Source organism: methanotrophic endosymbiont of Bathymodiolus puteoserpentis (Logatchev), from assembly GCF_900128525.1.
Taxonomy (GTDB): Bacteria; Pseudomonadota; Gammaproteobacteria; order Methylococcales; family Methylomonadaceae; genus Methyloprofundus.
In genome coordinates, this window is the sequence record NZ_FQTQ01000093.1 from 1 (window position 1) to 11,560 (window position 11,560).

13 protein-coding genes are annotated in these 11,560 nt (G+C 40.0%); 3 read left to right on the forward strand and 10 right to left on the reverse strand.

All coding sequences use genetic code 11. The features are described from left to right. Positions 1-461: 461 nt before the first annotated feature. From BQ7314_RS07840 to BQ7314_RS07885, 10 genes are all read right to left on the reverse strand, one after another. Positions 462-878, reverse strand: a complete 417-nt coding sequence (locus tag BQ7314_RS07840) for a type II toxin-antitoxin system VapC family toxin (RefSeq protein WP_174483147.1) — start codon at positions 876-878, stop codon at positions 462-464. Next, on the reverse strand, positions 865-1,098 hold the full coding sequence (locus BQ7314_RS07845; RefSeq protein ID WP_174483148.1) for a FitA-like ribbon-helix-helix domain-containing protein: 234 nt from the start codon (positions 1,096-1,098) through the stop codon (positions 865-867). The genes BQ7314_RS07840 and BQ7314_RS07845 overlap by 14 nt, the downstream gene beginning before the upstream one ends. 107 nt (positions 1,099-1,205) lie before the next feature. Next, positions 1,206-3,506 (reverse strand): MMPL family transporter, encoded by a 2,301-nt coding sequence (locus BQ7314_RS07850; RefSeq protein ID WP_174483149.1) that lies wholly within the window; start codon positions 3,504-3,506, stop codon positions 1,206-1,208. Between the two features lies 1 nt (position 3,507). Continuing rightward, positions 3,508-4,134, reverse strand: a complete 627-nt coding sequence (locus tag BQ7314_RS07855; protein ID WP_174483150.1) for a LolA-like protein — start codon at positions 4,132-4,134, stop codon at positions 3,508-3,510. 6 nt (positions 4,135-4,140) lie between these two features. After that, complete coding sequence (locus tag BQ7314_RS07860; protein ID WP_174483151.1) at positions 4,141-4,791, reverse strand: COG4648 family protein; 651 nt, start codon at positions 4,789-4,791, stop codon at positions 4,141-4,143. Between the two features lie 7 nt (positions 4,792-4,798). Further along, positions 4,799-5,062, reverse strand: coding sequence for a phosphopantetheine-binding protein (locus BQ7314_RS07865; protein ID WP_174483152.1), 264 nt, complete (start codon positions 5,060-5,062; stop codon positions 4,799-4,801). 161 nt (positions 5,063-5,223) lie between these two features. Beyond that, positions 5,224-5,988 carry a glycosyltransferase family 2 protein gene (locus BQ7314_RS07870; RefSeq protein ID WP_174483153.1) on the reverse strand — a complete coding sequence of 255 codons (765 nt, stop codon included), beginning with the start codon at positions 5,986-5,988 and terminating at the stop codon, positions 5,224-5,226. Beyond that, positions 5,985-6,761, reverse strand: coding sequence for a lysophospholipid acyltransferase family protein (locus tag BQ7314_RS07875; RefSeq protein WP_174483154.1), 777 nt, complete (start codon positions 6,759-6,761; stop codon positions 5,985-5,987). Before BQ7314_RS07875 ends, BQ7314_RS07870 begins: the two co-directional genes overlap by 4 nt. A 17-nt stretch (positions 6,762-6,778) precedes the next feature. After that, positions 6,779-7,780 (reverse strand): sulfite exporter TauE/SafE family protein, encoded by a 1,002-nt coding sequence (locus BQ7314_RS07880; RefSeq protein WP_245394946.1) that lies wholly within the window; start codon positions 7,778-7,780, stop codon positions 6,779-6,781. A gap of 159 nt (positions 7,781-7,939) precedes the next feature. Beyond that, positions 7,940-8,254, reverse strand: a complete 315-nt coding sequence (locus BQ7314_RS07885) for a TRL-like family protein (protein ID WP_245394947.1) — start codon at positions 8,252-8,254, stop codon at positions 7,940-7,942. 403 nt (positions 8,255-8,657) lie between these two features. Here BQ7314_RS07885 and BQ7314_RS07890 point away from each other — a divergent pair, with 403 nt between their 5' ends. The 3 genes from BQ7314_RS07890 to BQ7314_RS07900 form a co-directional block, all read left to right on the forward strand. Continuing rightward, positions 8,658-10,289, forward strand: a complete 1,632-nt coding sequence (locus BQ7314_RS07890) for an AMP-binding protein (RefSeq protein ID WP_174483155.1) — start codon at positions 8,658-8,660, stop codon at positions 10,287-10,289. After that, complete coding sequence (locus BQ7314_RS07895; protein WP_174483156.1) at positions 10,282-11,187, forward strand: lysophospholipid acyltransferase family protein; 906 nt, start codon at positions 10,282-10,284, stop codon at positions 11,185-11,187. Before BQ7314_RS07890 ends, BQ7314_RS07895 begins: the two co-directional genes overlap by 8 nt. 122 nt (positions 11,188-11,309) lie before the next feature. Further along, positions 11,310-11,560 (forward strand): ATP-binding protein (locus BQ7314_RS07900; protein WP_174483157.1); only part of this gene is annotated, 251 nt, incomplete at its 3' end.

Here is an 11,560-nt window from a genome sequence, read left to right on the forward strand (position 1 = left end):
CAACAACACATCCACTAGCGGCGTGCGATCTTCTTCATTTATCTCTGGCAGTTTCGGTTTAGGCGAGTTCATAGAATATATTGTAAAGCAATTTTTTAATATTTGCCTGTGGATAATGAGAAGTTACTAAATATTATCAGAAACTTCTAGTTGTATATTTTTCATAATCCAATCCTTATATTCTCGCGCTACATCACCGCTATTGGTCTCGTCAGAGGGGCTTTCGACCACAACTTATATGAAATCGCGGCTAAAAGCCCCTCCCACAAATACTCTTATAATCAAAGGAGCTAAAAATAGCAGCATTATACTTCACCCCCATCACTCATCTTGATCATCGCCAACATCAGCGTGTTGGACTACATCTTTTCGTAACCCAACGCATTGCGCGATAAATGTCGGGTTGAAAAAGCACTAATCCAACCTACGCAGCTCCAGAGTTTGGGAGCGAGAAACATCATTTATGCAAACGGATTAACAAAATTAACACCGCAACCAATAAAGTCATTCTCATTTCTCGTAACCACGGATAAACCATAAGTCAATGCAGTCGCCGCAATTTGTTTATCTAAAGCATTTTCATAATGCGGAACTCGTAACTGTCCCCATACCTGAGCTTCTGTCGCAGTAAAATCAAGAATATTATCAGCATATTCATTTAACAATAGGTTCAACCACCGTTCTAAACTATCAGCTTGCGACGTATCACCTCGATGGCGAATGATATTAACGCCACGCCTTAACTCACCCACAGTAATCACACTGATAAACAATCGCGCCTCTTGCTCCTCTGCTGCCTTAAAAAAATTGATAACACCACGATTAGCTTTACTTTGCTTTCTTACTTCACTGATAACATTAGTATCAATTAAATACATTTTCTACCCGTTCATCTTGCTCGCGCAAAAAATCTTGGTCCTCACCTACATTAGGTATAGACTGCAAAACTTCTGTAAAACTTCTTTTTCTTGGTCTCTTTAACACCGATTCAAGTATTTTACGATGCTCAGCTTCCGCACTAATACCATGCTTACCTGCCAGTGCTTTAAGCGCGTTGACAATATCTTCATCAATATTACGAACAAGTAAATTAGCCATATATCACCAAAGAAAAGTTTAAAAATACAATGCTATCATTGATAGCGCCTGACCACAATTTACAGTGATAAAGGTCGGATTAAAAAAGCACCAATCCAACCTTGCGGCTACTCTTGTTTAGGCCTAATCAATATAGGACACAACAAGAACCCCAAAATCACACCACAGCTCACGACTTTAGCCAAAGTCTGCAGCATCGACGTTTGTGCAAAGATTAAACAGCCAAAAACTAAGGCGCTAGTCATCATTGAGGCTGCCATGGCTTGATAGGTTAAAACTAAATGACCGCTACGATTTTCTTGATAAAAAATACCATAGTCAACACAAATGGCGACGGCTAATAAAAAGCCGACTAAATGCAAAAAGCTAATCGCTTCGCCCGTCCAAGCCCATAACGCTAAAATTAATAAAGCGGCCAAAAAAGCGGGTGATAAGGTTTGTAGCGTGAGTAAAATACTTTTATAGCGTCCCCATAATAACAAGGTGATTAAAGTCAGGCCTGCTAATAAAGTGATTTGCGCTCTTTGCTGATAATCCACTGCCATACGGTTGAGCATATCGCGTTGGCTGAAATACTGTACATGAGGCATTCCGCTTAAGGCAGCTTGTAACGCTTCTGGCTTATGCGAGGTCAGCCAGATCAGCAATAAATTATGCTGATCTGCTAAAATCATTTGGTTACTAATAAGTTTGGCAACTGGGGATTGTAAAACTTGCTGCGCAGTCAGGGTTTCGCTTTGCGTATAGTCCAAGTCACCTAAGCGCGCCACGGATAAACCCTGGCTTTGTAGAGCATTACGCCAGAATTCACGCGTTTCATCTGTTAAATCAGCTAATAAAGTTTGCTGATTTTTTAATTGTTGTTGCTGTGATAACAGCCAAGGATAAAGACCAAAGTAATCGTCTAAATCACCGGCTTGCTTTACTTTATCTAAACGTAAATACACTTGCTCGGCACGCTGTAGCATTTGCTCCACAGAATCACCACTGACGAGCACAAAGCGCCCTGGCTCCATACTGACCAAGCGAGCGCGGATTTTTTTATCCTGCACTTTTAAATAATCTAGCTCAGGCGTTAATTGCTGTAAATCTTGCATCCATTGTAAACGATCTAATTGCACCGCACCTGCCACAGACAATACCAATACTACACCTATTAAGCCCCACCGATGACGCTGACAAAATGCTGGCCAAAAAGCAATAAAGCGAAACGGTGCGACGATTTTAGCCTCTGCGGTCATTAATTTTGGAAATAAGTAACGTGTTAATAACAGCGAAACGATAATGCCTGTGCCGGTATAAACTGCCACTTGTTGAAAACCAGGGTAGCCTGATACGCCTAGCGCGACATATCCAATTAAAGTGGTTAATGCGCCCATCAATAAGCTAGGAAAAATCTTTTTGATAACTTCCAGTCGTTGTTCTAGCGCCATCCCTTGCGCGTGTACTAGGACGTGAATCGGATAATCAATACACACGCCGATTAAAGTAGAGCCAATAGCGATGGTCATGCCATGTACTGAGCCAAAGATAAGATTAGTAACAATAACAGCCACTGCCATAACGGTCATCAGCAAGGAAAAAACCCAGAACATTACCCGAAATGAGCGAAAGATAAACAGGAATAGTAAAGTGAGTGCAACGGTCGAGATAAGGCTAACAAACTTAATATCAGCTTCCATCATTGATTGCGTTGCAACGGCAAATAAAGGAACCCCGGTCATACTGAGTTGATAAGCTTGAGCCGTTAGGTTATTTTGCTCAGCAAAAGTTGCTTTAATTTGCGCTTGAATTTGTCTTTGTTCAGGTACATCCATGCCTGACATCTGTGTTTCTAAAATAAAATTAGCGTACTGCGTGGGGCTGTTATGTTGGTTTTTAAACTGCGTAGCAAGATTTTTAAACCCATTTAAAGACAGGAGTAAAGGGTCTTGCACGACTATTTTTTTAATCATTCGCCCTTGTGGTGACAACAAGGCTTGCTTTAAACCTGCGGCACGCTTAGCCAAAGCGGGTTGAGTTAATATTTCTGCCAGCGTTTGCTCTGGTGTGCGGCTATATAACTGCGCGCCATGCTGTGCATAAAGACTTGCTAAAGCCCCTAAAGCCCCTCTTTTTTCATCCGTCGCCCAAACATCAACCACACCCGAGATAGCTTGTAACTGGCTTAACCAGGCTTGAATAAAAACTTTAGATACTTGCTTGCCCTCGCCCGCATCAATCGACAAAATATAGCGCCGTGATAAAGTGCCAGACTGTATTTCGCTAGCTAATAATATTTCTTCAGCATTATCGCCTGCGATCACAAAGGCGGAGATATTCGTTTGAATGTGCGTGGTAAAAACAGCAATGGCAATTAGCAGTGGTAAACCAAGAAAAAAAAACAACGAAGCTAAAGAAGGACGCATTTTAATGACCGTTAAGAGATTGCAATAAAGTAGCTAACTTAGCTTTAACTGCCGCACCTTGCTGTGGCTGGCTTAGTTTATAGGTGCTACGATCACCATCTGGCAAGATCACTGCCATTTTATTGGCTGCTTTCTGATTCAATCCCTGCATAACAATGATAATCGGCGCTTCATTTTCCTCGTGATCTTTTGCTGTCATTTCTAGCGTCCATGACGATTCTGAGTGGATAAATTTCAAATCATAAAGCTGACGTAAATAAACGAGGTTACCGGTCATGATGCCTTTAAATGCAGCTAAACTCGCCATCATTGGGTTGCTTTCATCTATTTGTAGTTGATGAAAAGTTTGCGTCGCAGGTTTTGAGTAAGTAAGCTGACTACCTTGTGCAGCCATTATCTCAATTTCAGGCTGTAATTGTTGTTTGAGCATAACATCAGGCATTTGTGCATATAAGTAGCCGCTGCCCTGCCAGTCGTCGTCAAATAATCCCATATAACGTGTTTCTTGATAAGCGATCTGCACGGCAATATCGGGTTTCATACGTGCCATAACGCTTTCTATCGACTCTTGAGCCAAGCCCATAGCCGGTAAGCTTAATAAAAATATGGCGAGCATTTTTCGTATCATTCGCTTTTAACTCGCTCGTACATCCAACCAGATTGTTCGACCATTAACAATCATACTTCTAATGGAATCCTTCACACTAGGAATTGGTTTATCCGGTAATTCCATTTTAATGGACTGAAAGTAAAAATGCCGCCAAATATATTCACCAATCATTAACACACCCGATAATAAAAATATCATAACCCCAGTATAAAGCGCCCACCATGATACCGGTGCAAATAAAGCAAGAACAATGCAAGCCACGACATTAAAGGCAAAAAACCCCGTCCACATCATTGTTAAATAGCGACAATAGCGACTAATCACGGGGGGGATTTCTGGAAAGTCGAGGCTGGCAAAACGCTCAACCAAGGATGGCCCTTTGCCTTGACGCAAAGTTTTACCAAAAAAATTCATCAAACTCAGCTGTATAAAAATAGGGATTATCTTAGCCACTAAGTCTTGATAAAAAATACTGCCCAAGAGCAGCAAAAAAACAATATCTAAGTTATTAAATCGTACCCGCGAAGTTTTCGCTTTTATTGCCTGAAATAAGTAGATACTGGCAATAATAGCAGGCGCAAACCAAACCACGCCCTCCTGTATTCCTCTATAGACCAAGTAAGGGTAAAGCAAAAACAGCAAGCTAGTCATAATACTGCGTAGTACAACTTTCATAAGCTAATTATTTACTTCTATTTTCTGTGACAAATTCAGCTAATGAATTTAATGAAGCAAAAATAGCTTGATTACGATCATCTTCGGAGGTGATTTTAACGCCATATTGGCGATCTAATAGCACGGCAATTTCCAAAGCATCAATCGAATCTAGCCCTAAGCCTTCACCAAACAAGGGCTCATCAGCCCCAATGTCTTCTGCACTGATATCCTCTAAATGCAAACCATCAATAAATAATGTTTTTAATTCTGCAACCAATTCTTGAGACATGTTTTTCCTTACTAAAACCTAAACCAAAATGCAGGTATTTTAACTTATTTACTCTTAGGAGGAAGGTTATTGATTAATATGTTTCGGCAAATACATCGCCGTAGGGCGGACTTCAGTCCGCCAGTATCAAAAAGTATCAAACAAGCGGACTGAAGTCCGCCCTACTTATTCCTCAATAACAACTTAGGTAGGCGCAGCAGAAATCCGGCAAATAAACGAATATGCATGCCAATCAATAAAACATTATCCCGACCATATTTAAACTGACTCACACCACCGTCTTCTTTGGTTATATAGCGCACTGGGGTAGGAATATTCAATACAGGAACAGCACGCCACGCCATACGTACGGCTATTTCAGGCTCAAAATCAAAACGTCTCGCCCAACGCGTAGAATGCATAACGACCATTAAATCTTGAATAGGGTGAACACGCATACCAAACAAGGAATCATGAATCCCCCAACCTAGCGTTTCTAAATTTGCCCACCAATTGGAAATTCGCCTCCCTTTAACACGTATCATGGGTGCTGAAGCATCAAATATAGGTTCACCTAAAATCATCGCCTCAGGGTTATCCTTAGAGCGTTGCATAAATTGTTTAATATAATCTGCTGGATGCTGATGATCGGCATCCATCGTTAATACATGAGTAAATCCCTGTGCTTGGGCTTGAGTAATCCCCTCCAATATTGCCGCACCTTTACCTCTATTTTGTGGCAATTTTATAACACGCAAAGTATCAGCATATTGTGCCTGCAATGGCGCTAATAAAGCATCGCTACCATCATCACTGCCATCAATAATAACCCAAACAGGCCACCATTGTTGCAAGGCCTCTTCTATTGTGATTTTCAACAATGCTCCTGTGTTATAACTAGGAACGAGTAATAAATGGCTACTAGAGACTTCAGGCTTATTATTCATAACACTGTATTTTGCACTCTGCGTAAGGGATGCGGCTTGGCCAACTCATCCAGATAAATATTTTCTAAACGTTGGCTAAACGCTTGCACCGACTCACCTTCATGTTTTAAAACGGGTTTACCAACACTAAAACTTATTTTCAAAGGGAACTCAGGCTTTTTATATAAAGGCCAGCCTTTTTCATAGAAGCGCGTATTACTACGAATAAAAACAGGGATGATGGGGGCTTTAGTCCGTTTAGCCAGTAAAGCAACGCCCCCTTTTAAAGGGTTTAGCCATTGCGCATCTGTTTTTGTCCGAGTCCCTTCTGGAAACATTAATAAAGTTTCATTTTGCTTTAAACGCTGTACGGCTAATTTTAACATTTGACTGATGGAGTTGATAGGAATATAGCCAGCAAGCCGCGCCCCACCGCCTAGAAAAGGGTTATTTAAAATACTGCCTTTCATCACACATACAACTTCAGGCACTTGTGCGGCAATAAAAACAATATCCCATAAAGCGGTATGGTTAGGTGCGATAATAATTGCCTCTTTGCGCCCCGCCAAAGATTTTAATTCTTTATCATCTAAAATAAGTAAGCCCGTTATTTTTAATAAAAAAATAAATAACTGAAAGTCTTTTTGCAATAGAAACCGGCCACACCGCAGTGCTATTTTTTGCGGCAAAATAACGATTAAAACAGTGCCAAGCATTGAAATAGCGGGAGCTGTAATAGCCCAATACAGCAACCCCATTAATAATAAAAACCATTCCCAATAATATTTAATCACAACTATTCTCAATTAATTTAAGAGACATAAGTCTTTATTTTACTCATCCAGATCATTAAGCTCGAACACAGTATTAGCAAACTAACACTAAAAATAATCAATGGAACATCAAAGTCTAGTATCCATAAAGAACTGAACAGCTCAATAGAAATCAACGCAATTAGCACATAGCGGATATGTAAATGATGCATCCGACTACAAAAATAAGCCCCTAATGGCGCTCCCACAACGACCACAGGAACCGATGCCAACCAGTAGGTTTGTACTTGCGCGTTAATCCCACCTAAGACAAAAAGGTGCAATAAAACCCCCATCAAGGAATTAACGGCCATTAAAATAACCGATGTAGGGGTAGCGACACTTTCACAAACACGAAACAACAAAACCAGTACCGAGAAGCAAACCATATCGATACCTGTACCGACCAAACTAGACACTGTGCCACCCAGTACACCAACGATGAGTAAAATGCTGACTTCCTTTAAGTTTATCTCTGGCATTGCCGCATTACTCAGGCGAAAACCGGCATTCAAAAAAAATAAAGTAAGCGCTAAGCTAACAGCCAGCACAGTAAATAACATTCTAATCATAGTGGGCGCTAGTACAGGAGCTAAAAAGAACGACCCGATTAACATACCCAATATACCCCCTAAACTAACCCAAGTAATAACGCGCCACAACACTTTGACACGCATCATAACAATTGCAATGGAAGCTGCCAGCATACCGACACTTTGAATCGCCAAAGAAAAAATTTTGGCATCGCTAGCGGGAATTTGTAAAATTTTGGTAAATACGGGAAATGCGATGGCACCACCACCCTCGCTAGTTGCCCCTGCAATAATGGAACCGAAGATCATAGTGACAGAGACTGGCCAATGGTATTGAATACGCGACCAACTTTCAGGGTAGGTATAGAGCCACCAAACACACCAAGTAAGCAGAGCCAACAATACATTCAGCCGATAAGGCGAAAAACTTGTTACTTTGAAACTGCCGGTATTATTTTTTTTATACACGGTATGTTAAATTTGAATAAGGTGTATTTTTTAGAGAGATAGTGGCAAAACCGACTATCTGAATTGAATAACTTTATAGAGCATAAAGTAAATGGGATATTTAAACCAGAGCTAAATAGTATAAGCTTAACCCTAGTTTAAAGCTAAAAAATAACTAAATTACTTACCATGTACGATAACTTTATAATTATTGATAATACCTAGGATAGTATCGTAATGCCAATCAACACTTGTAACAGTGGTGATATTACCATTCTTTTTAGCCGCTTCAATACTACAGTCACCTTTAGCAACCATACCCACGTAGCTTACACAACTTGCTTCACCAACTTTTGTTCCTGCACTATTTACTGCTGTCGCCACAATCGGCAAGTTAACATCAGTTATGATTACGCCCATAGGAACAGTCGAGGCACACCCCGTTAATGTCATCACTACACCTGCAACACATGCCATTTTTAGTTTATTTTGCATTCTATATATCCTTTTTTTATAAATAATGAGCTTCAAATTATAGACTAACTACCCGAGCAAGAGAAGGTTGAATAATATTAAGTTGAATAGCTAAAATAGATTGTCCCTTAAGTTTATCAACCAAAATTTAGGCTCATAATTGCAAACAGAAAGCGAATAAATTATGGCCAGTAAGTCTCCACAACTCAGAAACCGAATTTGTAGGCCGGCGTAGCGTTTTCCGGTCTATTTTTTGTCGCTAGCTTGAGCACTTTTTGGAAAACATCAGTACATTGATATTTAAAACTAAATCCAGATTATTACTTGGCTACCCGAGCAATAAAAAGCACAGTACTTGAATAATATTAAGTTGAACAGCTAAAATAGATTTTTCCTTACGTTTATTAATGCTCTACTGACAACTTTGACTAGCAAAAATACACTTTCTATTTCACTAAATGACTCTCTTAAAAAATCACTTAATAGCGTTTTCTGTGTTTGCCCTGATAATACGCAAATAACACGTGCTGACTTACTGACCCATGCCGTCGCATTAAGCCAGAAATTACCTGCCAAAAGCTATGCAATCAATCTTTGCCAAGATCGTTATCTTTTTATTGTTGCCTACCTAGCCGTTTGCTTACGTCAACAAATATCACTACTGCCCTTCAACCAAAGCGCTAAAACCTTAGACGGTTTAACAACAAGTTATCCTGCTAGTTACCGCCTAAGTGATGAGAAGCTCACTGCAGATTTTCATATTAGCTATGATTTATTAGAAAAAAGCCCCACGCCTTGCCCACTCATTAATATTGACCGCCCCTTATCTATTTCATTTACCTCCGGCAGCACAGGAAAACCTAAAGAAATCATAAAAACGTGGCGCGAATTTCAAAAATCAGCCGAGCTAGCATTACAGAGGTTTGAACTACAAGACCAAGAAACAACTCTAGTTTCCACCGTCCCAATGCAACATATGTATGGATTGGAAACCTCATTTTTTTGGGTGTTATTTTCTCGAATGAAATTGCATAATAGTCGGCCATTTTACCCTGAAGATATACGCACTACACTCGCAGAGCTGCCAGCAGAAAAAATTCTCGTTTCTACCCCAAGACACCTAAAAATCTGTAGTCAAGTACAAGCTCAATGGAGTGCTATTAAATTCATTCTTTCCTCAACCGCTCCCATGACTAGTACGCTCGCACAACAAATAGAACAATCCTTACAGGCGCCGCTATTTGAATTATTGGGTAGTACGGAAACGCTTTCTTTTGCCTCACGCCAAACAACAAAATCACAACAATGGAAACCTTACACAAGTATCCAGCTAACAGAAAATAATAATCAATTTATTTTACAAGGAGGACATATCCTTGACCCACATGTATTAGATGATACTTTTGCAATCAGTGATAAGGGCAATTTTAACCTACTGGGTCGCTCCACAGATTTAATTAAAATCGCCGGTAAAAGAGCATCTTTACATGAGCTAAACCAACAGCTCAACGATATTGAGGGCATTGAAGATGGTGTGTTCTTTTTCGGTAAGAATGAACGCCTTTCTGCTTTAGTGGTTGGCAAGCTCACCAAGAAAACCATACTGAGCCATTTACGCTTAGCTATAGATGAAGTTTTTTTACCGAGATCCATTTATACAGTTTCTACCCTACCGCGTAATAAACTAGGCAAACTACTCAAAGTAGAACTCGACCAGCTAGTCCGTACTCAACAAATGTTAGCCACTAAACAACACTATCATATACCTGCTACACACCCCTGCTTTGCTGGCCATTTCCCCAACAACCCAATTGTGCCTGGCGTGGTGCTATTAAACTATGTACAACAACAGCTATTAACTATTTTTCCTCACCACCGAATCAACACTTTAACTCAAGCTAAATTTTTACACCCCTTACTTCCTGATCAAGACTTTAGCGTATCCCTTTCTCAATCCTCAGTACACACTATTAAATTTACCTGTATGCGAGCTCAAGAAACGCTGGTTACAGGCACTTTTATTATTGCCGCCAAAGAGGAGCAAGCTCATGACTAAACACTGGCAAAATAATAAAGAACGCAGCACACCTCTCGCATTAAAAGCGATACGTTGGGTTGCTTTACATCTCGGTCGTCCCGTTGCTCGTGCATTGCTTTACCCTATCACTGGCTATTATTTACTCTTTGCCAAGCCACAACGCCAAGCTTCACTACACTATTTGACTCGCGTTTTAAAACGCCCCGCCACTTGGTTCGATAGCGCCAAGCATATACATGCTTTTGCTGCGACTATTCTCGACCGTGTTTATTTGTTAACAGGACAATTTAATAAGCTAGATATTACTTTTCCCGCGGAAAATATCCCGCTAACCTACAGTAAAAATGGCACCGGCTGCCTACTGCTTGGCAGTCATATTGGCAGTTTTGAAGTCTTACGTAGCTACGCTGTGAGTAACTATCCCTTACCTATTAAAATTCTAATGTACGAGCGCCAAGCACCGATGATGGTGCAAGTGTTAAATGCGTTAAATGCAGATGTGGCTAATACACTGATTACTTTAGATGGCTCTCCTAGTGGACTATTAAAAGTAAAAGAAGCCATTGATAACGGTACAACAGTCGGCTTATTAGGTGACCGTATTATGGGCGAAGGAACAGAAAAAACCGTTACCTGCACACTTCTAGGCGAACCCGTTAAAATGTCCACTGCCCCTATTCTGATGGCATCAGCATTAAAAGTGCCGCTCATTGTCTTTTTTGGTGTTTACTTAGGTGGTAACCGCTATAAAATACATTTTGAATTACTCGCTGAAGAAGTTATTTTGCAGCGTAAAACCAGGCAACAAGATATACAAGCCTATACGCAAAAATACGTTGATATACTCGAAAAACAAATGCTAGAAACGCCCTATAACTGGTTTAATTTTTATGATTATTGGCAGAGTAGTGAGTGATTTCTGAGGGTTCTGGCATGCTAAATAACAAGTAATAAAAACCTTACATTCAACTTAATCCTATATTTAATGATTTATTTTGCATATAATTGCTAAAAAATAACATTAAATTGATATTCATTATGATTATTGAATTCGCTGTAGAGAATTTTCGCTCCATTAAAACAAAGCAAACATTTAGCCTTACCCAGTCTAATCCTAAGTCTAAAGATATTGAGTTAGTCGAAAATACTTTTGACCCTAATGTTCTTAGCGCCTCTCCTCTGCTTCGATCAGCTGTCATTTATGGTGCTAATGCAGCAGGTAAATCTAATTTCATCAAAGCTGTCAAGGTGATGAAAGACATAGTCGCGAATTCAGCAAAAAATAACCA

Bases quoted from the DNA above. Each gene is read 5' to 3' on its own strand.
- BQ7314_RS07840 (WP_174483147.1), bottom strand. From the start codon at position 878: ATGTATTTAATTGATACTAATGTTATCAGTGAAGTAAGAAAGCAAAGT.
- BQ7314_RS07845 (WP_174483148.1), bottom strand. From the start codon at position 1,098: ATGGCTAATTTACTTGTTCGTAATATTGATGAAGATATTGTCAACGCG.
- BQ7314_RS07850 (WP_174483149.1), bottom strand. From the start codon at position 3,506: ATGCGTCCTTCTTTAGCTTCGTTGTTTTTTTTTCTTGGTTTACCACTG.
- BQ7314_RS07855 (WP_174483150.1), bottom strand. From the start codon at position 4,134: ATGATACGAAAAATGCTCGCCATATTTTTATTAAGCTTACCGGCTATG.
- BQ7314_RS07860 (WP_174483151.1), bottom strand. From the start codon at position 4,791: ATGAAAGTTGTACTACGCAGTATTATGACTAGCTTGCTGTTTTTGCTT.
- BQ7314_RS07865 (WP_174483152.1), bottom strand. From the start codon at position 5,062: ATGTCTCAAGAATTGGTTGCAGAATTAAAAACATTATTTATTGATGGT.
- BQ7314_RS07870 (WP_174483153.1), bottom strand. From the start codon at position 5,988: ATGAATAATAAGCCTGAAGTCTCTAGTAGCCATTTATTACTCGTTCCT.
- BQ7314_RS07885 (WP_245394947.1), bottom strand. From the start codon at position 8,254: ATGCAAAATAAACTAAAAATGGCATGTGTTGCAGGTGTAGTGATGACA.
- BQ7314_RS07895 (WP_174483156.1), top strand. From the start codon at position 10,282: ATGACTAAACACTGGCAAAATAATAAAGAACGCAGCACACCTCTCGCA.